12 protein-coding genes are annotated in these 23,187 nt (G+C 68.7%); 4 read left to right on the top strand and 8 right to left on the bottom strand.

Annotated features, from left to right (window positions below; genetic code table 11):
• Nucleotides 1-45: 45 nt before the first annotated feature.
• Both G3N92_RS07710 and G3N92_RS07705 read left to right on the top strand, forming a co-directional pair.
• The gene (locus G3N92_RS07710) at nucleotides 46-876 is read left to right on the top strand and encodes a hypothetical protein (RefSeq protein ID WP_206126871.1); all 831 of its coding nucleotides are present in this window, start codon (nucleotides 46-48) and stop codon (nucleotides 874-876) included.
• Nucleotides 877-1,141: 265 nt separating this feature from the next.
• On the top strand, nucleotides 1,142-1,408 hold the full coding sequence (locus G3N92_RS07705; protein ID WP_206126870.1) for a hypothetical protein: 267 nt from the start codon (nucleotides 1,142-1,144) through the stop codon (nucleotides 1,406-1,408).
• A gap of 41 nt (nucleotides 1,409-1,449) precedes the next feature.
• Here G3N92_RS07705 and G3N92_RS07700 read toward each other — a convergent pair whose 3' ends face one another.
• From G3N92_RS07700 to gspF, 7 genes are all read right to left on the bottom strand, one after another.
• Nucleotides 1,450-1,737, bottom strand: a complete 288-nt coding sequence (locus G3N92_RS07700; RefSeq protein WP_339385844.1) for a DUF4880 domain-containing protein — start codon at nucleotides 1,735-1,737, stop codon at nucleotides 1,450-1,452.
• A gap of 223 nt (nucleotides 1,738-1,960) precedes the next feature.
• Complete coding sequence (locus G3N92_RS07695) at nucleotides 1,961-2,959, bottom strand: FecR domain-containing protein (protein WP_206126869.1); 999 nt, start codon at nucleotides 2,957-2,959, stop codon at nucleotides 1,961-1,963.
• Between the two features lie 11 nt (nucleotides 2,960-2,970).
• Nucleotides 2,971-3,519, bottom strand: coding sequence for an RNA polymerase sigma factor (locus G3N92_RS07690; protein ID WP_206126868.1), 549 nt, complete (start codon nucleotides 3,517-3,519; stop codon nucleotides 2,971-2,973).
• Between the two features lie 6 nt (nucleotides 3,520-3,525).
• Complete coding sequence (locus tag G3N92_RS07685; RefSeq protein ID WP_339385843.1) at nucleotides 3,526-4,347, bottom strand: TonB C-terminal domain-containing protein; 822 nt, start codon at nucleotides 4,345-4,347, stop codon at nucleotides 3,526-3,528.
• A gap of 226 nt (nucleotides 4,348-4,573) precedes the next feature.
• A complete protein-coding gene (locus tag G3N92_RS07680) occupies nucleotides 4,574-5,113 on the bottom strand; it encodes a GspH/FimT family pseudopilin (protein ID WP_206126867.1) in 540 nt (179 codons plus the stop codon).
• Nucleotides 5,088-5,546: a type II secretion system major pseudopilin GspG gene (gspG, locus tag G3N92_RS07675; RefSeq protein WP_206126866.1), complete on the bottom strand. Its 459-nt coding sequence runs from the start codon at nucleotides 5,544-5,546 to the stop codon at nucleotides 5,088-5,090. Before gspG ends, G3N92_RS07680 begins: the two co-directional genes overlap by 26 nt.
• A 39-nt stretch (nucleotides 5,547-5,585) precedes the next feature.
• Nucleotides 5,586-6,803, bottom strand: a complete 1,218-nt coding sequence (gspF, locus tag G3N92_RS07670; RefSeq protein WP_206126865.1) for a type II secretion system inner membrane protein GspF — start codon at nucleotides 6,801-6,803, stop codon at nucleotides 5,586-5,588.
• A gap of 556 nt (nucleotides 6,804-7,359) precedes the next feature.
• Here gspF and G3N92_RS07665 point away from each other — a divergent pair.
• A complete protein-coding gene (locus G3N92_RS07665; protein WP_206126864.1) occupies nucleotides 7,360-8,634 on the top strand; it encodes a substrate-binding domain-containing protein in 1,275 nt (424 codons plus the stop codon).
• 246 nt (nucleotides 8,635-8,880) lie between these two features.
• Nucleotides 8,881-10,155, top strand: coding sequence for a substrate-binding domain-containing protein (locus tag G3N92_RS07660; protein ID WP_206126863.1), 1,275 nt, complete (start codon nucleotides 8,881-8,883; stop codon nucleotides 10,153-10,155).
• A gap of 152 nt (nucleotides 10,156-10,307) precedes the next feature.
• On the opposite strand, the gene G3N92_RS07655 is transcribed toward G3N92_RS07660, so the two are convergent.
• Nucleotides 10,308-23,048: a filamentous haemagglutinin family protein gene (locus G3N92_RS07655; protein WP_206126862.1), complete on the bottom strand. Its 12,741-nt coding sequence runs from the start codon at nucleotides 23,046-23,048 to the stop codon at nucleotides 10,308-10,310.
• Nucleotides 23,049-23,187 lie beyond the last annotated feature (139 nt).

The raw sequence follows: 23,187 nt of genomic DNA, 5'->3' as shown, positions 1-23,187 counted from the left end.
GCAGCGCGTCCCCCGCCGTCCGCCGATCCCGCGAAGGCCTTCCGCATGTACGTAGACCCCCGCGTGGCCCACGGCCGCGCACGCTTCGACTTGAATGGTTCGCCGCGGCTCGTCGCCGAGGCGCGGCGCTGGGAAATCAGCGACGTGATCACGCGCACGCTCGACGCCTACGACGGCGAGCGCGGCCGGCGCAACCTGATGCGCCTGCTGGCGCGCCAGGTCGCGCCGCGGCTCCGGCGGCTGGGCCTCGAACCGTACGTGGGTGCGCTGGGCGGCCGCGAGGGGCTGTTCGTCAATTTCGCGACGATGAGCGCCGAACACGGCATGCGCGAATTCGAATTGCAGTTGACCGTTCCCGATCTGGTGCTGCGCAGCTTCGCCTCGGCCACCATCCGGCCGCACGCCATCGCGCGCTGCATGCAGCGCAACGGCGCGCCGGCGCTGGCCGGCATCGAGAACGAGGTGGCCATCGCGTTCGTGATGGCCCGCGCGATTCGCGGCCTGGCGCTGGCCGAGCATTGGAAACAACTGGCCGTGCCGACGCCGCGCGGCATATTCGTGGGCGAACTGGACGAACACGCCGACGTTCGTCTCGCGACCTACTTCCGCCCCGGCGACAACGATCGCCCCTCGCGCTGGAGCGCGTTCGCGGCGTTGTTCGAAACGATGCCTCGCTGGCGTACGAACCAGATTCGGCGCGGTGGCGAAATGCTGCATTGGATGATCGACCATATCGTGGCATTGCAGGCGTCCGCCTCGTTCGTCGAACGCTTTCCGTTCCTGCTCGCGCCGCATCGGGCGAACGACGACCCGCTCGACGCCGCCTGGGCCGCCGCGCGTGCCCATGCACGCGACGACGGCCCGGCGCCGAACTGACCGCGTCGGGGTCATGTCGCCCCGACGTTCCCGGCCACTGCCACGCGTGCCGATCCGGACGCCGCGCTTGCCGCGCGTCCGCTCGCCACTGCACGGCCCTCGTTTACAAAGTCGCTGCGGGGCCGCCTAACCCGCAATCTTTTTATTCGCGTCGATCGCGCCGCGAGAACGGGCATCGATCGCGTGCGACGGAAGCCCCCTTGGTACGATGTCATATGTCAGAATGGCGGCCTGATTCCGCGACCTTCCCGATCGATCCGCCGCCATGACCTCGCCCGCCGTCCACCTGACCACGCCGATCGTTTCCGGCGGGTCCACCCTCTGGTTTTCCGCCTACGCATCCGGCTGGGGTTACGCCGCGTTCTCGCTCACGGCCGACACGCTGTGCCAATGCTTCGGCGCGGCCGGCTCCAGCCCGCAGCAACTGCGGCTGGCGTTCGAACTGGGCCGCCAACGCCTGGCGCGCGCCATCGGCCGCTACGACACCGCGCCCGCCGGCGGCCGTACCGCGTTGACGCCCGCCGATCTCTGACCGGCAGCCGCACCGCACGCGGGCCGCACGGTCGACCGGGCTCACTGCAGATCCGGCCCGTCGATCGCCCGCAGCGCGGCCCATAGCCATAGCGCCTCGTGCATCGCCGATGCATGCGCGGCGCTCTGCGCGCACCAGCGCTCGCACGCCGAGAATTCCCGTTCCGCCGCCTCGCCGGCGCGCAGCCACAACAGCCAGCGCACGGCCCCTTCGCGAATGATCTCGTCGTCGTTCGTGCGCGGCGCGCCCGCCAGCCATTCTTCCGTTATCGACGCTCTCATCATATTGCCGTCCCCCGAAGCACGATGTCCGCAGCCCAGTTCCGCCACCCTCCGCTCAAACACGTACAGCGGCCAGCGCTTCGGCCGCGGTCGCAAATACGACGCACCTCATTCATCTAGTCGGTACGAACGCGCCCAACCCGCAGACCAATCGGCGGATTTCGCGATGGCGGGGCCGGGAACGGCAGGCGGAGGACGAAAAAAAGCCGCTCGGAACCCGAGCGGCGATCGGCCGTGAAACGGCGGCGGGGCCGGCGAGGCGGTGGGGGCCTCAGCTCAGCAACACGATGTTGCCGGGCAGGCGCGTGATGCGCGCGCCGTACATGCGTCCGAGCAGATCGATGACGTTGTCGACGCGCGCGATCGGGAACTGCGCCTGCATGCGGTTCTCGCCGAGCGCCGCATTGCGCAGGATCACCTTGCCGGGCCGGTAGCGGTTGATCTGCGCGACCACGTCGGACAGCGGCACGTCGTTGAACACCAGCACGCCGCGCCGCCAGGCCGTGACCGGCCCGGTGTCGACGCGCGCGACGGCGTCGACGCGCCGGTCGTCGTATGTCACCTGATCGTCGGCGCCGAGCACGCGGCGCCCGTGGGGATGATCGATCGCCACCTGCCCGGACAGGCAGGTCACGCACACCTGGCCGTCGTTGCCGCGACGCACGTTGAAGCGCGCCACGGCAGCCTGGATCCGGCCGCTGCCGGCCACCACGGTGACCGGCTTGAGCTGCTCGGCCCGCCCCGGGACGGGCGCCTGCGCATCGATCTCGGTTTCGCCCGATACCAACTCGAAGCCCTGCGCGCCCGGCGCCGCGATGGTATCGAGCCGCGTCTGCGTATTCATTTCCACCGTCACGCGCGACGACAGCGCGATCTGGCGCTGTTCGCCGGTGGCGGTGCGGTAATTGGCCGTCAGATCGCCGACCGACGGCCACAAGCCGAGCGGCGGCCGAATCGCCAGCCACGACGCGCCCGCCGCCACCGCGAAGCCGACGAACGCCCGGCGGCCGGTGCGCATGGCGCGCTCGCGCTCGGCCACGCCACGCCATGCACCGCCGCGCGCGCGCTCCTCCTGCGCCACCTCGCCCGCCGCGGCGCGCAGCAGGCTCCAGGTTTCGCGCAGTTGCCGCGCCGCCTGCGGATGATCGGCCGACCAACGCTCGAACGCGGCGGCATCGGCAGGCCCGGCGTCGCCGGAGCGCAGCCGCAACAGCCACGCGCTGGCGATATCGTGCGCGTCGTCGGCGGGGTCGTGCTCGGCTCTCGTCATCGTCGGGTTGCTCAAAATTTACGGGGACCGCCGCGCGCCCCCGGGATTGCGTCGCCTTCCTCCTGCATCTTCTGCAGGCAATACTTCATCGCGGCGCTCAGTTCGCTTTCGACGAGACGCAACGAAATGCCGAACTGCTCCGCGATCTCGCGATTCAACAGGCCGTCGACGCGCGCCGCCACGAGGATCGCCCGGCGCCGCGGCGTCAGCCCGTTCAGGACATCCTTGAGCGTCTCGACCTTGCGGCGCGCCGCCACGATGCGCTCGGGATCGGACAGCTCGTCGGGCAATTCGAGCACGGCCTCGATGTCGTCCTCATGCAGATGGCGGCGTTCGCGGCGATGCTGATCGATCGCGACGTTGTTCGCCATCCCGAGAATATACGCATCCGGGTTGCCCACCTGGGTCGACACGTTCGCGTTCTCGAGGCGCAGCCAGGTTTCGTGCAGCGCGTCGGCGGCGTTGTCCTTCGAGCCGGTCGCGCGTTCGAGCCGCCGCACCAGATGGGCATAGCGCGACGCGATCAGTTTGCGCAGGCCGGCGCTGGATGAATCGGACATGGCCGCCTAGTTCCGGGATGCCGCCGTCGGGCAGCGGAAGTGCACGCCGCCTCCGACCGGACGCAGCAGGATCGTGACCGGCTGCGGCAGGCCGTCGGGGGGAACCGCGTCGATCTGCACGACACGTAACGCTCGCAGGATCGCCGCGTCGCGCGCGGCCTCTCCGCTCGATGCCACCTGGTTCACAGCCACGACAGCCCCCCTCTCGTCTAATCGTACTTGCGCGGCGAACCGATACGCGCCCGGCACGGTGCCCGGTTTTGCGCACAGCGCCTCGATCAATTTGGTCTGTATCAATGCCGCGTAGGCGCGGCGTTCTTCGTATCCGTCAACACCATCGATCGGCAGCGCGGCGTCGGCCTGCGCGGGTTCCGGCTCCGGCGCCGCGGCAGCCGGCGCCCGATCCGGCACGATGATCGCCTCGTCGGGTTGCGAGAAATCGGCTCGCAGGCCCGTGCCCGCCAGAACGCGCCGCAACGCGTCGCGCGGCTGGAAATCGCCGCTGAGCGGGGTACTGATCCGCCCTTCCAGCAACGGTGCGGGCGCCAGCACCACCAGCTCGCTGATGCGGGCGAAGCCGAGCAGCGCCCGTGCGAGCGGTTGCGCGGGAAGTTCGAAATGCCGCACGCCGCCCGGTTGTTCAACTTCGTTCGAAGCGGTTTGCGCCATCGCTCGACACCCAGGCCAGGCAAGCACGGCCAGACAGACGCTGAGCGCAACCACGCCAACCGGCGCCCGAAAACGTGTCATGAATCCCTGGCCGAAGGTGAATCGCGCGACCCGGCCGATGCGCCGTGCCGAATGACCGGCGCCGCGGCGATCGGACATTCGATTGTGAGTGGCACGTATGACAGTCCGGTGACCTGTGCAGGAAAACGAAGCAATCCTCGCACCGTCTCCGGACACCGCGCGCCGCGGGCTTCGGCGGCCCGCGCTGCGATCGCAGAATGCGCCGCGCGGCGCGCTCGGAACGGGCCTCGCGCGGCGCTCGGCACGCGTGCGGCACGGTGCGATCGCACGCGCGCGCGTCGTCGTCGTCGGCGTCGTCGCCGTTTTACGGCCGCCGGACGATGAAGTTGCCGATCCCCGTGGACATCACATCGAGCCGGATCGACTCCGACGACAGCGTGATCGTGACGGGCGCATCGATGCTCTCCTCGCCGATCACGACGCGCGAGATCGCGCGGCCGCCGTCGCTATAGCGGATCGCCACGCCGGTGACGTCCGAACTCCAGCGCCGCGGCCGGAACAGATCGTCGCTCATCGGCACCCATTCGCCGTTCTCCGTGCGCTGCAGGAACCGGTAGCCGCCGCCCATCGGTTGCCACGCGATCGGCACGGCGCGCACCTGCGCCTCGTCGCCGGCCGATTCGAGCAAGGTGGCCAGGCGCTGCGCATCTTCCGACAGTTCGGTGCGGCGATTGCGCGTGGGCACCAGCGTGACGGCCGCGATCAGGATGCCGGCGATCAGCAGCACCACCAGCATCTCGATCAGCGTGAAGCCGGCCTCCGAACGCGAACGCCCGGTGCGCCGCGGCCCACGCGTCGCGCGCGCCGTCACGCCGCGCTCATTGCCACGAGCCGATGTCGGCATCGTTGCCCTCGCCGCCGGCCTTGCCGTCCGCGCCGTAGCTGAACACGTCGATCGCGCCGTGCGTGCCGGGGCTCAGGTACTGGTAGGCATTGCCCCACGGATCGTTCGGCAGCCGTTCGAGATAGCCGCCGTCCTTCCAGTTGCCCGGCACCGGATCCACCGTGGGCTTCTGCACCAGCGCGCCCAGCCCCTGCTCCTGCGACGGATAGCGGCCGTTGTCGAGCCGGTAGAGATTGAGCGACTGCATGATCGAGCCGATGTCCTGCTTGGCCGCCACGCGGCGCGCCTCGTCGGGACGGCTCATGATCTTCGGCACGATCAGCGCGGCGAGAATGCCGAGGATCGCGATCACCACCATGATTTCGATCAGCGTGAAGCCGCGCTGCCGCCGCCGTGCCGCACCGGCCGCACGCCGGATCCGATTCACCGTCATCCCTTCGTCCTCGTATCGAAGCGCGCCGCCGCGGCGGCGTCACTGCACCATGTTGTTCAATTCGATGATCGGCATCATCACGGCCAGCACGATCACCAGCACCACGCCGCCCATCGCGAGGATCAGCAGCGGTTCGAGCAGGCTCGTCAGGAACATCGTCTTGCGTTCGAGTTCGCGCGATTCGCCTTCGGCCGCCCGGTCGAGCATGGTGGTCACGTCGCCGGTGGCCTCGCCCGAGCGGATCAGGTGCACCAGCACCGGCGGAAACGTCTTGGTATTGCCGAGCGCGCGCGACAGCGAGATGCCCTCGCGCACGCGCACGATCGCATCGTCCACCTTGGCGATCATCGCGCGGTTGCTCAGCGTTTCGCCGGCCGCCTGCAGCGCGCGCAGGATCGGCACGCCGGCGGCCGTCAGGATGCCGAGCGTGCTGGCGAAGCGCACCGTGTTGTAGCCGCGCACCAGCTTGCCGAACAGCGGCGCGGTCAGCGCCCAGGTGTCGAATGCCAGGCGCGGCGCGGGCCGCGCCAGCACCTTGCCGATCGCGAACACCACCACCGCCAGCGCGGCCAGCGACGCCCACCACCAATGCCGCACGAAGTTCGACAGCGCGAGCATCAGGATCGTCAGCGTCGGCAGTGCCTGCTTGGTGCTGGTGAACACGTTGGCCACCTGCGGCACCACGTAGCTGAGCAGGAACGTCACGATGCCGAACGCGATCATCGTGACCACGCCCGGATACGTGAAGGCCAGCACGATCTTCTGCCGCAGCGCGTTGCTTTGCTCGATGTAGTCGGCCAGACGCGACAGCACGATGCCGAGCTTGCCGGTGTGCTCGCCGGCGGCCACCAGCGCGCGATAGATCTCGGGGAAATCGTTCGGATGCTGCGTGAGCGCGTTGGCGAAGGAGTGGCCGCCCACCACCTCGGCGCGGATCGAGGCCATCAGTTCGCGCACGTAGTCGCGCTCGGATTGCTCGCTGAGCACGGAAAGCGATTCGCTGAGCGGCAGCCCGGCGATCAGCAGGCTCGCGAGCTGGCGGGTCAGGATCGCCTGCTCGCGCTGCGAAAGCTTGCGGCCGATCGCCAGCCGCTGCTTGCGCTCGCCCTGCTTGCGCGAAGCGGCCAGCTCGACCGACAGCGGCGTGAGGCCCTGCGTGCGCAACTGGCCGCGCCCCGCGCGCGCGCTGTCCGCCTCCAGCACGCCTTTGAGCGTGCGCCCCGCCTGGTCGATCGCTTCGTAACGGAATGCCGACATGTCAGTGTTCCCCGGTAACGCGCCTCGCTTCGCTCCATCGGATCGTCGAATGCGAGCGCGATTGCCAGCCAAGACTAAGCAGCGAACCCGTGCAAATTTGTGACGGATGTTGGGCTACCTTTTTTAATTCGGAATATCGAATCGGCATTCAACCGGATCCGACGCCGATCATTTAAACAACGCAACCATCAATGCACGCCAATTCGGCAACCGGCCGCCGTCTTTAAAAATAGAAATCGAATCGATTTCATCGCATGACAATTGAAGCGGCCAATGCGGGGCACACGCCGGGCGCACGAAATGTTGGGCAACATTCGCCACGCAACTGCCTCGATGCTGCGTTACACCGCGCCGGCAGCGGCATCGGCACAAGGTTCTTTTTGATTTTATAAAAACGGAAAAAACGTATCGGGCAAAAATGTTACGGACCTTATGCTATTAAAAATTCACACTGTTTTTCAGATTTTCAATCTACATTTCTTTCGCGGCATCACAACGTCTGGCCGCAGCAACAGCGAACAGCAATTCCATTTCATCTTCGTTCAGGGGCATTCTCATGAAGTCGAGCAAGCGCAAGATTTGTCAGGTCCTGGCACTCGTCGTGTCGGGTCTCGGTGCAACGGCCGCCATGGCCGGCCCGGTTGTCCAAGGTGGCGGCTCGTCGCTCGTCGCACCGACGATCAACACCGAAATCGCCAACTTCAGCACGAGCGTTGGCGCGTTCACGTACTTCTCGGTCGGCTCGGGCGCAGGCCAGAACGCCTTCCTGCAGAACCAACCGACGTTCTTCGGCGCTGGCGTGACCGGCACGGTCGACTTCGCGAACAGCGACGCCGCCCTGCTCTCGTCGCAAATCTCGGGCTACAGCCGCGCCTCGACGGACGGCAAGCTGATCCAGATCCCGTACATCGTCACGGCAATCGCGATCCCGGTGGTGGGCGCCCCGGCCGTCACGAGCACGACGACCCCGCAAACGTCGCCGAGCCAATCGCACAGCATCGCGCTGAACGACGACGACCTGTGCGGCATCTTCTCGGGCCGCATCACCGACTGGAGCGGCGTTGCCAATCCGGAAGGCGGCAACTACGCAGCGGCCCCGATCAAGGTCGTTTACCGCACGGACGGCAGCGGCACGACCGAACTGCTGACCCGCCACCTGTCGCAGGTCTGCCACAACACGGGCAGCAACATCAACTCGAACGTGGCGTTCGTCGACTCGCTGACGTTCACCGATTCGTTCGGTAGCTCGTTGCCGTCGAACTTCGTCGGCGCCAGCGGCAGCGGCGGCGTGCGTAACGCGGTGCTGAACACGACCGCCAACGGCGCAACGGTTGCCTACCTGAGCCCGGATTACACGAACACGCTGCTGGCCCCGCAAAGCTCGGTGGTGACGTCGGCCAGCGCCGCGCAACTGCAAGTGGCAAGCCTCGTGAACGCAACGGACGGCAAGTACTACGCCCCGAACTACACGAACGCCACGACGGCGCTCGGTTCGATCAAGCCGCCGGTCGACACGAAGGCTCGCGCCTCGAACCAGCTGAACTGGGTGCCGGCCGCCGGCAACCCGGTTGTCGGTTACCCGGTGTCGGGCACGAGCCAGATCATCCTGAGCCAGTGCTACCAGGACGCGAGCAAGACGAACGCTGTCGCCACGTTCATCGCGACGCACTTCACGAACCCGAACTTCGCGGCGATCGTTCACGGCAACGGTTTCGACACCGTGCCGTCGCTCTACCAGCAAGCCATCTCGGACGTGTTCGTGAGCGACAACCTCGGCTACGGCCTGAGCATCGGCAACAGCACGGCCTGCTCGACGGTGACCGGCCGCTAAATCCCGCGCAAGCGGTATCGCATCCGGCAACACAGCTGCGCCCCGGTAACCCGGGGCGCAGTTTTTTGCGCTGTTCGAACTGGCGCCGGCCGGCGAACGGAACCCATCGGACGACGGCGCACCGCACCGTCGAGCCGCACACGCATTCAGACCGCCGTTCGGTATTTCGATCCGCTTTTTCGCGACCTCAAACCACCTGCCCGCGGCAACGGCGGACAGCGCCATCATTTCCTCAGGAGCATGCTCATGCAGTCCAGCAAGCGCAAGATTTGCCAGGTCGTGGCACTCGCCGTATCGGGCCTCGGTGCAACGGCCGCCATGGCCGGCCCGATTGTTCAAGGTGGCGGCTCGACGCTCGTCGCACCGATGATCAACACCGAAATCGCCAACTTCAGCACGAGCGTTGGTGCGTTCACGTACTTCTCGGTCGGTTCGGGCGCGGGCCAGAACGCCTTCCTCCAGAACCAAACGACGTTCTTCGGCTCGGGCGTGATCGGCACGGTCGACTTCGCGAACAGCGACGCCGCCCTGCTCTCGTCGCAAATCTCGGGCTACAGCCGTGCCGCGACGGACGGCAAGCTGATCCAGATCCCGTACCTCGTCACGGCAATCGCGATTCCGGTGATCCACGCCCCGGATGTCACGAGCACAACGACTCCGCAAACGACCCCGAACCAACCCCACAGCATCGCGCTGAACGACAACGACCTGTGCGGCATCTTCTCGGGCCGCATCACCGACTGGAGCGGCGTCGCCAATCCGGAAGGCGGCAACTACAAAGCGGCCCCGATCAAGGTGATCTACCGTCAGGACGGCAGCGGCACGACCGAACTGCTGACCCGCCACCTGTCGCTGGTCTGCCACAACACGGGCAGCAACATCAACTCGAACGTGGCGTTCGTCGACTCGATGACAATGGCCGACTCGTTCGGCGGCACGGTGCCGTCGAACTTCGTCGGCGCCATGGGCAGCGGCGGCGTACGTAACGCGGTGCTGAACACGACCGTCAACGGCGCGACGGTTGCCTACCTGAGCCCGGATTACACGAACACGCTGCTCGCTCCGCAAAGCCCGGTCGTGACGTCGGCCACCGCCGCGCAACTGCAGGTGGCAAGCCTCGTGAACGCAACGGACGGCAAGTACTACGCGCCAACCTACACGAACGCAACCACGGCGCTCGGCTCGATCAAGCCGCCGAGCGATGTGAAACCTCAGGCATCGAACCAACTGAACTGGGTGCCGGCCTCGGGCAACCCGGCTGTCGGCTACCCGGTGACGGGCACGAGCCAGATCATCCTGAGCCAGTGCTACAAGGACCCGGACGTGACGCAGGCTGTCGCCACGTTCATCGCGACGCACTACACGAACCCGAACTTCTTGCCGATCATTCACGGCAACGGCTTCGACACCGTACCGGCGAACTACCAGCAAGCAATCTGGGACGTGTTCGTGACCGACAACGACGGTTACGGCCTGAACATCGGCAACGGCACCGCCTGCTCGAAGGTGACCGGCCGATAACGGCACGAACCGGCGCGGCGCCCTGGCCCACGGCCCGGCCGCGTCGCGGCGCGATCGGGCCTGCCCGGTTTCGACACGCACGAACGCGGTCCGCGCCAAACAAAAAAGCCCGCCGCATCGCGCGGCGGGCTCGCCCTCCCGGGAACGCTCCGTCAAAGCTTGCCGAGCTTCGTCCTTTCGCCCTCGCTCAGCGCCGCCCGCTGGGTCGGCCCGGCCTGACCGAACCCCACCACCGACACCGCGTTGGACGGATCGTAGCTGACCTGCTTGTGCTTGCGCCGCCGCGATTCCTCGGTTTCGCCGAAGCCCTCGACCTGCACCGTGATTTTCCAGCGGCGCACGCCGCCGCCCGATGCATTGCCGCGCGCAAGATCCTGCGCCATCTGGCTTGCCGCCGTCGCGGCCGAGCTGGCGGCGGTCAACGCCCCGGTGTTCACGGACTGCACGACGGGAATGCCGCTCGACTTCCCCGACACCTGGATATTGTCGGCGTTCGCCACACGCAGCGCGGCGACGTTGATGTTGCCGGCGCGAATGCCCGCGTCGCCCGCATCCACCGTGCCGCGCGGCGCGATCAGGTTGATCGTGCCGATCGGCACGCCCGGCACGCTCTGCAGCGTCGCGATGCCGGCGCCCGTCACCGCGCCCCGCGCATCCACCGTGCAGTAGTGGTTCGGATCGCAGACATACTGCGGCGCCGGCACGTCCGACGACGATTTCGCGCCCTTGCCCGCGTTGATATCGCCGTTCGAGCTCCAGATCGTCATGTCGCCGCCGCGCTCGGTGAAGATCCGGCTTTGCGCGAGCAGCACGCTGCGGTCGGTGAAGATATTCACGTCGCCCGTCTCGAGCGTGAGAATGCCCATCGTGCCCGGCCCGGCCACCACCTTGCCGTTGCTGTTGAGCAGTTGCGGCGGCGCCGCCGTGCTGCCCACCAGCGCCTGGCCGCCCGGCCCGAGGATCGACACGCTGCCGCCCTGCTGGGTCTGAATGGTCGTGCTGCGGATGTCCAGATCGCCGGTATCCGCCGTGCGGCTCGCGCCGTTCGAGCCGCCCGACAGATTGTTGGCGGTATAGCCCAGCGCGGCCGGGAACAGCGTATTGATCGCGTCGAAGCCGCTGACGTATTTCTGATAGAACGGGCTGGCCGGATCGTTGTAGCCCTCGCCCACCTTCGTCAGCACGCCGAACAGCACCTGCTCGGCAAACAGCTGCTGCACATGGGCCGGCAGGTCCTTGAAGGCGGCCCAGGCCTGTTCCGCCGTCATCGGCTGCACCGCGGGCTGATCCTTCACCAGCCCGGTGTCGACGGCCTGCCCGGCCTGGTACTGCCCGATGAAGGCGATCAGCGCCGGCGCGGTGTTCGCATCGCGCGCCACCGCGCTGGCGGGATCGATGTAGGTGGCGGAGAAGGTGGCGAGATTCACGCCAGGCCCGACGCCGAACATCACGTTGACGTTGGCGCTCTCGTGCGGCAGGTAGGGGTTGCCGGCATTGCCGATCGCGTCGATACCGGTATAGCCGGAGAACACGCCCGCGCCGACGATGGCGTACTCCTGAAGCACGTTCGTCAGCGGCCCGATATTGCGGCCCGCCTCGACATCCAGCGTGCCGGGCCCGCCCAGCACGATCGACGGAATCACGAACTGCCGCTGGCCCGGCGCCAACGGCGTGTCGTAGATATCGCGCCCGGCCACCACCCGCGTGATATCCGACTTTCTCAGGTTCTGCCCGACGAACGCCAGATTCACGATATCGTCCGCCGCCTGGATGAAGGCCGGCTTGTCGATCCCGATCGAGAGCAGGTTCTGGTAGTACGCCACCCCGTTGACCGTGCCGAGCGCCCCATCGACGATCGAGCCGTTCAGGCTGTAGAGGCGGGCCGGCGTCGTATCGTCCGCGTGCAGCGGGCTCGCCGCGTGCGCCGCGAGATTGCTGTCGGTGAACTGGAACACCTGCGCATTCGGATTGGTCGGCGAAGGCATCTGCGCCGGGTTGCTGTCCAGCATGCCGAACACGGCCGGTGCGTTGCTGTTCAGCGGCGACCCCGAGATCGAAATCGATTGATCCGCAAGCAGCGCCAGATTGCCCGACGCGGACGGAGAGAGTGCGCCGGCCGATGCGATCGTGATACCGCCGTCGAAAGCCGTCAGGCCGATCGCCGACGGCAGGACGTACGACAGATCGCCGGCCGGCGACGACAACGATGCGACGGCCCCGCCGCCGATGACCGCCGGCTTGGTCAGCGTTCCGATCGCGACATTGCCCGTCGTGGCGGCCACCGTCACGCTCGAGCCGGTCGAATACCCCTTCATGTCGGTCAGGATGTCGAAGGCGGAGGTCTGGCCGCCCTTGATGTAGGACGGATCGACGATCTGGCCGATATTCGCGCCCTGACGCGCACTGACGTTCAGCGTGGCGTCCTGCAGCGCGAGGATGGTCGACACGTCGACCGGCGGCACGATCAGCGAGCCCGACGGCACCGAGTAGTTGGGGGCGATCTGGCCGCCCGCCGTCAGTTGGCCGGCGCCCTTGGCCACGAAATAGGCGCCGCTGAGGATGCTTCCGCCCGCGCCGACCGTCAAATTGCCGCCGCCCACGGTATTGACCGTCGGGTTGTCCGTATTCGCATTGGTCAGCCACCACGTGGTGGGCAGCGAAACCGACAGATTCGAGATGTCGCCGCCGGCGGTCACCGACACATTGCCGCCCACGCTCATCACGCCCTGATCGAAGCCGCCGAAGTTGATCGAAGTCTGGACGGTCTGCGTGACCGGGCTCGTCGCGCCCACCTTGCCGGTCGGGTTGCCGATCTGCATCCACTGCCACCAGAACTGGCTGATATCGGTGCCGGCGGCGCCCGTGACCAGGCCGGTGGCATCCGTCAGCTTCTCGGCGCCGACGATATTGCCGCCGGCAAGCAGCGTCACGTCGCCCGCGGCATCGGAATTCACGGTCGGCGTCAGCAGGATGTCCTGGTAGTTCGTTCCGACCGTGCCGGCGTGCACGACCGATGCCGTCGTGCCTTGCGCCGGCGCGCCCGCCGACAGTTGCCCGGCCGTGTAGATCACGCCCGGCACGAGCTGGAGCGACGGATCGGCCGCCCAATTGCGCGAGGTGTCGTAGAGCGCGATGTCGCCCGACGCCGCGATATCGATCGCGCCGGTGCCCGTGCGTATCATCGTCGGCGCCAGGATCTGGCGGCCGTTGGCATCGAGATAGCTCGTATAGCCGTCGAGCACGACGCTGCCCGCCGAGCCGGGCTGCGAGAGCGCCTGCAGGGCCGCCGGATTCGCACTGCTCGCATCGGCGCCGGCGATCACGCGGAACGTGCTGCCGCCGCCGATCAGCGAAGCCGAGAGCATCGGCAGCGGATTGCCCGCCGACGCGACCGGCGACGGCGTGTTGTCGGCCACCGCGGGCACCGGAATGGTCGATGCCGCGATGACGGAAACCGGCTGCACCGCCGGCGGCGCAAGGAGGCTCAGCGCGAACAATGCATGGTTCGCCACGTAAAACTTGACGGCCGCGGCGAAATAATCCTGATAGTCGTGGAGGTAGACGAGATACGACGACGGGTCGGCGGCCTGCATCGCGGCCGTGGGCGCCGTCGGCGCAACCGGCTGCCCTGCGATCACCGGTCCACCACGGATAGACTGCATCAATTCAGCGACGTCGGTGCGAGGATCCGTTCCGGTGATTTGCCCGCTCAAGCTGGTCGGAGCCGACACCAGATAGTTCTCGTAGGCGGAATACAACGCGTAGTACTCCGCGACTTCGTCGGCCGTGCCGCCCGTCGGGTGACCCGGCGCCGCAACCAGCCCTTTCGGAAGCCAATAGCCGAGGGAGTAACCGTAAGCGGCCCCGTTTGCGCCCGACGGGGCGTTGAACACCGCCGACACGGCGCCGAAGCTCGACAGCGGCGGCACGCTGATGACGCCGCCGCCGAGCGGATTGGCGATCTGGAAGAACCCGTCCGACACGCTCGCCTTCAGCGTCACGTCGTTCGCTGCGCGCAGCGTCACGACCGGCGCCTGACCGTCGTAGCGATAGGCCAGATCCGTCGACGAGGCGCCGGCCCCGAGATTCCAGTTGGTCAGCACCGAGATATTGCCGCCGTTGACGGCCGAGCCCGGATTGTCCAGCTCGATGCCCGGCGTCAGGCGCGCATTCGCGACGCCGGCCGCGACGAGCGGGTTCACCACGCCGTCCAGCCCGTGCTGCACGAACCCCATCAGCGTGCCCGGCACGGCCGCCGTCGCGTCGCCGTTCCGGTAGCCGTAGAACGATTCGTGCGTGGCATTCGGCGTGGTGGCGGAGAAATACATGCTCGACAGCCCGCCGAAGCCGATCGCCGCATCGCCCGTCTGCAACTGGTCGCGAGTCAGCAGCGTCGACACGCCGGTCGTGGCGTTCGTGACCGTCCCGCCGCCATCGCCGGTCGAGTTCGGCGCGAACGTGAATTTCGTCGCGGCCGCATTCTGCGCGACGAAGGTGCCGGCCAGCAAGTTGCCCTTGGCGTCGTACCAGCCCGCGGGATCGACGATCCCGTCGAAATGCTGCGCACCGGCCGTGGCGTCGGCCGTGCTCCACACGGCATAGGCCTCGAGCGAGGTCGCGCGCGAGCCGGCAATGCCCTTGCCCGGCTGGAAGCCGCCGGCCGGCATGATCAGGTTGACCGTGCCGTCCGACAGCAGCGGCGTGCGGAAGCTGACCGTGCCGCCGCTCAAGCCGCCCGCCGTGCCGCCCGACACGTCGATCAAGGCGCCGGCGCCCACGCGGATCGTGCCCGCATGCGCCGGGTCGATGTTCTCGTAGCCGTAGGTGGCGTTGTACGGATTCGCCGCCGCGGGATCGAACACGCCATTGGTGCCGATCACCACCGTGCCGCCGCGCTGGTTCGCATCCGAGCCGCGCGCGAGCAGCGAACCCTCGATATCCACGCCGCTGTGGCCGTACAGGTCGATCTCGCCGCCGGCCTTGCCCGAGGCGTCGATCGTGCCGAGCACGACGACGTTGCCGTTCGCCGTATCCGACGCGTTGCCCGCGCCGCCGTCGGCGATCAGCGCCACCGAGCCGGCCGTCAGCGTGTTGCCGGCGGACAGCGTCAGGTTGCCCGTCTTGCTGCGCACCGAGATCGCATGATTCACGCCGCTGGAGGCGAGCGTGCCGGCCAGCGCATCGAGATTCACCGCGCTGCCGCTGGTCAGCGACAACGAGCCGCCCGCATAGCCGCTGGCCGCGTTGCCCTTGATCGTGCCGTTCAGCGCCACCGTCTGCTGCGGCGCCGAGAGCGTCAGCGCGCCGGCCGCGCCGCCGCCGCTCGCGCCCGAGAAATCGAGCGTCGAGCCGGATTGCACGTCCACCGTGCCGGCATCGGCGGTCAGCGAGATGCTGCCGGCCGGCGCGTAGGCCGTGACGTCGTAGAAGGTCTTCGCCACGCCGGCCGCGCTCACGACCGCGCCGTTGCCGATCGTCAGGTTGCCGGTGGTGGCTTCGAGGCTCACGTTGCCGGCCGGCGCGGAAATCAGCGCGCCGTTGTCGATCAGCGTGCCGCCGGTGAAACCGATCGCGCCGCCGAGCGACGCCCGCGACAGCGCGGTGCCGGCGCCCGCATTCAACGCGAGCGCGCCGGTGGTGGCGAGCGTTTCGTTCGAGCCGGTATCGGCCAGATACACGGGCGCGGCCAGCGTGACCGCCGCCGCGCCCAGATCGAAGCTGCCGGTGTTCTGGCCGGCGATGCCGCCGCTCGCCGTCATGTTCACCGAGCCGAAGCCGCTCTGCGATTTCGCGCCGGCGCCGAGATCGATCTCGCCGGCATTGACGGTCAGCGTGCCGCTGCCTGCCACCGGCGTGACCGTGGGTGCGCCGGCCTCGTTGGTGAACGCGATCTGCGGCGCGTTCAGCGTGACGTTGCCGCCGTCGCTCGTGAAGCTGCCGGCGCTCAGATCGACGCGATTGCCGAAGCTGGCCGTGACGTCGCCCAGGAACGCGATCGCGCCATAGCTGCGCAGCGTGACCTGATCGGCGTTCGCGAACTGCGCGAGGCCGGCCGGGCTGATCACGAAACCGGGCAGGCCGTCCACGGCGCTGCCGGTCGCATTGGTGATGGTGATCGCCGCGCCGTCGGCCGCGATCGCGCGGCCCGACAGCACCGCGGTGGGATCGACCTTCAGGTTGCCCGACGAATCGATCAGCAGCGACTGCCCGCCCGCCAGCGTCGCGCCCGCACCGACCGTCAGGAGGCCGGTGCCGGTCGAGCCGGTGCGCGACAGCGCCACCGGCGCGCCGTTCGACACGCGCAACAGGGCGCCGTCGCCGGCGATCGTGATCGGCGCGTCCTTGCCGGCCGGATAGCTGCCGGCCGCGACGATCGAGGCCCCGGCGTCCACCTGCAGGCCGTTGGCCGCGTTCGCGTCGACGCCGCCCGCGCCCGAGCGGGTGACGAGCAGGATCTCCGGGCCGGTGAGCGACGAGCCGGCGTCGTTCGACACCACCACGCTGTTGGCGATCGGCGCGATCGTGATGCCGCTGCTGGTGGCCGTGCGCGTGCCGCCGATCAGCAGGCTGCCCGCCGTCAGCGAATCGAGCGCGCCGGCGTCGATCTGCAGATACCCGGCCAGCGCGCTGCTGCCGTTGCCGGTGATCTGGATGTCCTGCGCGGCGATATCCACCTCGGCAGGCGCGCCGCCCGCGCCCGGCGCGGTATTGAGCGTGGCGCCCAACGCCAGCGACCGCGTGGCCGCCAGCACCAGTTGGCCGCCGTCGACCGGCAGCGGCGGCGTCACGGTGCCCTTGCTGACGGATTGCGCCGCGTAGAAGCTGTTGGCGCTGGTGAGCGTGTACTGCGAATACTGCTGCCAGACCGCGCCCGACTGCACGCTGAACAGCGTGGGGGTGGCGCTGCGGCTGCCCGTCACCGAATCGGCCAGGTAGCCGGCCGTCAGCACGGTGCCGTCCGGCAGCGTCGCGCTCGCCCCCGGCACGACGCCGCCCGAGGCGCTCGACACCGTGACGCGATAGGCGCCCGGCAGCGTGGCGTACTTCGCCGGCAGCAGCGTGTAGTAGCCGGCGGGCAGGCCCGGCACGCCCGACAGGTAGACCGACTTGCCGACCACGTCGCCCGTGCCCGCCTGGCCCACGCCAAGCGTTGCGGTGGTGGTGCTGGCCGTGCCGTTGGCATTGGTGGACGGCTGCGTGCCCTGCGCGTAGACCGGATCGTAGGCCGCCACCGGCGATTGCGCGCCCGGCACGATCGCATACACGTTCGAACCGCCGACGTTCACCGGCACCGCGCTGCCGGAGGTCGAGTTCGCGTAGCTGATCGAGTATTGCGAGAGCACGTCGCGGGTGCCGCCGGTGCCGGGCACCCACTCCACCGCCTGCAGGTCGCCGCCGCCCGACAGATCGATGATCGCGCCCGGCTCGAGCGACACCTTGCCCGCGTTGAGGCCGATGTATTTCGCCGGCGGTGCGCCGAGATCCGCGGCCGCCGCGCCCGACACCGGGTTGAACTGGTATTCGACGCCGTCGACCGTGGTGCCGTAGGGGATGAGGATTCCGCCGTTCGAGACCGAGGTCACGCTGCCGCTGGTGAGGCGCACCGAATCGGTGGCCGCCAGCAGCGGCAGGCCGCCGAACAGGCTCTGCGTCGCGCTGTCGCTGGGGTCGCCCACGCCGAGCACGAGCTTGCCCGACGGCACGCGCAGCGTGCCGCCCTGAACGATGTCGGTGGCGTCGACCAGCAACGAGCCGCCCGCCGACAGCGGCGTGCCCGAGGCGCCGTTCGGCGCGAACGTCACGGTGGTGGGCGTCTGCTGGCCGGTGGCCGCATCCACCGGGCCGGCGGCATCGATGATGAAGGTGCTGCCGGTGGACGGATAGAGGTCGGCCGCCTTGAACGCGAGATTGCCGGGCGAATAGAGCACGCCCGGCGCGAAGACGTTCGCGGCGCCGGTGGCCTGTACCTTGGTCGAGCTGAGGCGGATATCGCCGCTGCTGACGAAGTTGGCCTGGCCGAAATTGTTCAACTGAATCTGGTTCGACAGGTCGATGAACCCGGCATTGACGTTCAGCGTGGCGTCGGACAGCGTCGCAACCGGGACGAACGCCGGCGCCAGCGTGTTCGCCTGCCCCTTCAGCGCCACGTACGGCGCATCGAGCTCGACCGTGGTGCCGAGCGCCGGCTGCTGCGCCTGACCCAGCAGGGCGGGCAGCGAGGCCGTCGCAGGATTCGCCAGCAGGTTCGACAGTTGCCCCGTGCCGATCGCCGCGATGCGGTTGGTATTGAGCGTGAGGGAGCCCGGCAGCGCCAGCCTGACGTCGCCCGCGAACACGATCGACGGCACCACGGCGCCGCCACCGGCCGCGCTGGCGTCGCCGAGCACGAGGTTGGCGATGCCGGAGCCGTCGAGGCGGTCGGCGGAGAACTGGAGCAGGTGGGCCGGCGTGGCGCCGATCGGCTGCCCCGTGGTGGGGTCGATGGCGGTGGCGAGGTTGCCTCCCGGCGTCAGGCCGGCCGGCGCCAGGTCGCCGCTCTGGCGAATCACCACGGCCATGTTGTCGGATTTGTCCGCCTGCTGCATCGGCAGGATCGTCAGGGTGCCGCCCGCGCCCTGCCCCGCGCCGCCGCCGCCATGCGCGTCGAGCGTGGCGTCGGCGAGCAGGCCGGACGATGCCCCGTACGTGATCGATCCCGCATCGCTCCAGACCGTCTGCTTCGCATAGCGGCCGTTGGCCTGCAGCGCATCGAATTGCGCCGACGTGCCCGACACATCGATCGTCGAGCCGGCCTGGGCGACCACGTAGCCGCCGTCGGTCGCGAGGCTCACCGTGCCCCCGGCCAGCACCTTGCCGGTGTCCGGCTGCACGCCCTGCGCGCCGATCTTGACGGGCACGGCCAGCGGATTGGCGAGCGCCACGCCGGCCACATCCAGCCGCGCGTCCGGCCCCAGCCAGACGCTCCGGTTGCTGGATGCCAGGCTTGCGGCCGTCTGCCCGTCGAGCAGATAGGGGTTGCCGATCGAACCCGCCACATCGAGCACGATCGATCCGCCCGGCGCGACGATCGAACCGAGTACGACCACCTGTGCAGGCGAACCGAGCCCGACGCTCGCGCCCGCATCGGCGACGATCGACGCGCCCGACGCCACGGTCACGCCGCCCGTCACACCGGCGTAGGTCGGCGTGGCGCCCTTGGCGTCGAGCCAGCCGGCATAACCGCCGCCCGTCAGCACCAGATCGGTGGCCTGCCGGTGATAGGCGTCGAGCGTGCCGGTGCCGGCCAGGCCGCCGGCCGACAGATTGGCGCCGGTTGCCGCGTTCAGCAGGCCCGTGGCGTTGGGGATCAGATTGCGTTGGGTCACGGCGACGGTCGCGCCGGGCGCGACCGTGACGTCGTACAGCGCATTCAGCACATACTTGCCGAAGCCCTGCTGCGCGAAGAAGCCCTCCGGCAGGTAGAGATCCCAGGCCGGCATGGCCGCCGCATCGCCGCCGATCTGGAAGCCCGGCGCCTGCAGCGTCAGCGTGCCGCCCCCCGAGAAGCCTTCGCTGAGGATCGTGCCGTTCATCTCGATCCGGCCATGCGTGGGCTGCGAGCCCGGCAGCGTCGGCGCGAAGGCATCCCCCGTGCCATATGATCCGAACGCACTCGTGTCGTAGGTGCGCAGGGTCAGGTTGCCGCCCTTGCCCTGGGCCACGCCGTTGCTCATCAGCAACTGGCCATTGGCCTGCATCATCCCGCCGCTCGACAGATCCAGCACGCTGCCCGTCTGCAGGACGATCGAGCCCGTCGTGTCGGCCTGCGTGGCGCGGTTGGACGTTTCCTGCGTCGCCAGCGAAATGCTGCCGCCATTGATGTATTCGCTATTGCCGGGGGTCGTGCCGGGCGCGGCCTGGACATCGTTGTTGACCCATTGCCCCGCCACGCTCAAGGTCGCGTTCGGGCCGACCGAGATATCGCCGCCCGCCAGGACCGAAATCGTGCCGGAGGGCACGCTCAGGTCGCCGAGCACCGTCACGCCGGCGCCCCCACTCGGGCTTTTCAGCGAGATCGAGCCGCCCGCCTGCAGCGTCAGTTGCGTGCCCTCGGCCACCAGAATGCCCTTGCCCGCGGCCTTGTCCTCGGTCACGTTCAGGTTGGAGAAGCCGCCCTTGTTCAGCGTCGAGGTCGGCACCACCTGGGTCGCCAGCACATTGTTCGGATCGGTGCTCGACAACGCGCCGAGCGTCGTCGTATCGAGCGCGGTGGACACCGAGAAGCCCGACGCCAGGCTGTCGAGCTGCGGAGCCTGATCCTGCAGGATCACCAGGCCGGCCACGCCCGACGACACCGACGCGGTATTGCCGCCGGCGGTGAGGCCGATGATCGACGTGCCGGACGGATCGACGCCCACGTTGAGCGTGCCGCCGGCGGGCAGGCTGTTGCCCTGCGTCTGCTTGGCGCCGCCGAACGCGTGGGCGCTGATGTCGCCGTCGAGCACCATGGCCGATTGCGCATAGACGTCGAGCGTGCCCGCGTTGCCACCGACGATGAAGTCCGATTGATAGGTGCCCCCCGTCTGCAACGGGTTGTACCAGGTCTTGGTGATGCCCCAGCGCGCGTGCGTCTCGGTGAACGCGCCGGCGATGCCGAGATAGGTGTCGTACGGGCTGGCCTGCCCGATCGGCACGATCGCGCCGTTCGCGTCGACGAGGCGCGTGGTGTTCACCATGCCGCCGTCGTAGTGGACATAGCCGCCGTTCAGGTTGATCGACGAACCCGCCGCGGTCATCACCTCGTTGCCGGCCAGCGTGATCTTGCCGCCGTTGGTCAGCAACTGGTCGACGCTGCGCGGGATCAGGTCGACATAGCCGGCCAGGTTCAGGATCGGGCTGCCGACCCACTGCACGCCGTCGCTGCGGGTGCCGGTCAGCGTGCTGTCCACCACCACGCCCTTGAGACCGAACAGGAAGCCGTCGCGCAGCAGCGGCGAATCGGCCAGCTCGTTGCCGCCGATCCGGTCGATCGTCAGCAGGATGCTCGAGATCGGCAGCTCCACGTTCGCCAGGCCGGACACGTCGATCGTCGCGCCGTTGTCGAGGTAGATGCGGCCCGGCACGGCGCGCTGCTGCAGATCGGCGTTGTAGGCCACCTGCGACGTCGAGGTCAGCGCCGCGACCGAGACGGTCGAGCCGGGCGCCTCGATCAGCGAGCCGCCCTGGAACCACACGGCGCCGGCCGTCATGGCGATGCTGCCCGGCACGAACGTCGTGCCCGGCGCGGAGGTGGCGGTCTGGCCGTTGGTGTCGGGCAGCACCGTCGTCACCGAGTTGGGGCCGAAGCTCAGCATGCCGGCGCGGTTCGTCGCGTCGCCCACCGCACCGCCCACGCCGACCAGGACCACGCCCTGGCCGAGATAGGCTGCGCCGTTCGGGTTGTTCGACGCATATTCGTCGACGGTCGAGATGGTGATCGAGCCGGGCGTGTTCACGCTCGTCGTCACGCCCACCACGCCGTTCTGGTCGACCCGCCCGCCCAGCAGATTCACGTTGCCGCGCGTGGCCTGCACGATGCCGGTGTTGGTCAGCGTGCCGATCGGCGTGATGTCGGCGCTCGTCCCGGCGGCGGTGTCGAGCAGCGTGAGCTTGCCGCTCAGTTCCGGCGAGAGGATCTGCGGCTGGTTCACGTTCGGCCGCAGGCTCACGCCCACGCCCGCGGCCAGCACCACCTGGCCGTCGGTGGCGGTGATGCTGCCGGCATTGGTCACGTTGGGCGCCGCGATCAGCACGAAGCCGCCGTCGCTGGCGGTGCCGTTGGCATGGGTCGTGATCGACGCGCCCTGCTCGATCGTCACGTCGCCCCACGAACGGTACTGGCCCGCCGACGTGAGGTTGACGTTGTTGCCGAGGCCGAGCACCACGTTGGGCGTGGTCGTGTTGTTGCCGCCCAGGTTGCCGGTGCTGCCCGCCTCGCCGGCGGCGAGGCCGCCCGTCGAACCGGCCGACGAGCCGAGGAACTGCAGGTTGCTGGCGACGATGCCGGCCGCATCCTGGGCCAGCGTGCTGTCGCTCAGCGCCGGCGTGGTCTGCGCGGCGCCCGGCCGCGCGGCGATCAACGACTGGTTGTAGTCGTTCATGTTCAGCAGATCGAGCGACGAGGCCACCAGCGAATGCACGTTGACCTGGGAGCCCGCGCCGAACAGCACGCCGTTGCGGTTGATCACGTACACCGCGCCCTGCGCCGTGATGTTGCCGAGAATCTCGCTCGGCCGGCCGCTCGGGTCGTTCACGCGATTCAGCACGGCCCAGTTATTGGCGCCGTTGGTCTGGGTGCCGCCCGATTGATCGAAATTCAGCGTCGTCTGCTTGCCGACGTTCATCGTCTGCCAGGTCAGCACGGCGTTCTGCGCCGTCTGCTGCACGTCGACCGTCACGTGGCCGCTGGCGTCCACGCTCTGCGTCGGCCCGCTCGCGTTGATCCACAGCACCGGGTTGCTGGTATCGGCAGTGGCGCCCGTGGCCACCTGCAGGCCGCCGGCCGCCAGGCCGTTCGGCACGTTCGACAGCGCGTTCGCGGCGGCCGCCGCGGCCGCGTGCTGCGCGGCGATCTGCGCGGCGATGGCCTGCGCGGTGTAGCCGAGGTTGCGAATCGACGGTTGGCTGGCCTGCAGCGCCGCGGCCGGCGAGATGCCCACGTTGATCGCCCCGAGCCCGGCGACGCCGGCGGCGCTGCCCGAGGCGCGCGGCATGGCCGAACCGAGGTTGACGAGGCCCGCCGCGTGCACCTGCGTCGTCACGCCCGCCGCCAACAGCAGCGCGACGGCGCGGCACACCGGCCGCAGATTCGATTTGAGGACGGCGCGCGAAACCCCGCCGTTGTGTTGCCGTGCCGTGCGTGCGTCTGCTGCCATCCCTCACCCCGAACCCGATAGATATTGTGCGTGGCGCGCTGAGCGCCGATCCTTGCGCCGTCCGGCCCGCCTCTTCAGGCGGACGACCGGCAATCTGAGGACGATACGAAACCGGCATGGCGCGAACGTGGCGGGAGCA

Source organism: Burkholderia sp. Ac-20379, assembly GCF_017104645.1.
GTDB lineage: Bacteria > Pseudomonadota > Gammaproteobacteria > Burkholderiales > Burkholderiaceae > Burkholderia.
The sequence above is the reverse complement of the archived record's forward strand: the minus strand, read 5'-3'. Positions and strand labels throughout refer to the sequence as shown.

Bases quoted from the DNA above. Each gene is read 5' to 3' on its own strand.
- G3N92_RS07685 (WP_339385843.1), bottom strand. From the start codon at position 4,347: ATGTCCGATCGCCGCGGCGCCGGTCATTCGGCACGGCGCATCGGCCGG.
- G3N92_RS07680 (WP_206126867.1), bottom strand. From the start codon at position 5,113: ATGCCGACATCGGCTCGTGGCAATGAGCGCGGCGTGACGGCGCGCGCG.
- gspG (WP_206126866.1), bottom strand. From the start codon at position 5,546: ATGACGGTGAATCGGATCCGGCGTGCGGCCGGTGCGGCACGGCGGCGG.
- G3N92_RS07705 (WP_206126870.1), top strand. From the start codon at position 1,142: ATGACCTCGCCCGCCGTCCACCTGACCACGCCGATCGTTTCCGGCGGG.
- G3N92_RS07690 (WP_206126868.1), bottom strand. From the start codon at position 3,519: ATGTCCGATTCATCCAGCGCCGGCCTGCGCAAACTGATCGCGTCGCGC.
- G3N92_RS07710 (WP_206126871.1), top strand. From the start codon at position 46: ATGTACGTAGACCCCCGCGTGGCCCACGGCCGCGCACGCTTCGACTTG.
- G3N92_RS07665 (WP_206126864.1), top strand. From the start codon at position 7,360: ATGAAGTCGAGCAAGCGCAAGATTTGTCAGGTCCTGGCACTCGTCGTG.
- G3N92_RS07660 (WP_206126863.1), top strand. From the start codon at position 8,881: ATGCAGTCCAGCAAGCGCAAGATTTGCCAGGTCGTGGCACTCGCCGTA.
- G3N92_RS07655 (WP_206126862.1), bottom strand. From the start codon at position 23,048: ATGGCAGCAGACGCACGCACGGCACGGCAACACAACGGCGGGGTTTCG.
- gspF (WP_206126865.1), bottom strand. From the start codon at position 6,803: ATGTCGGCATTCCGTTACGAAGCGATCGACCAGGCGGGGCGCACGCTC.
- G3N92_RS07695 (WP_206126869.1), bottom strand. From the start codon at position 2,959: ATGACGAGAGCCGAGCACGACCCCGCCGACGACGCGCACGATATCGCC.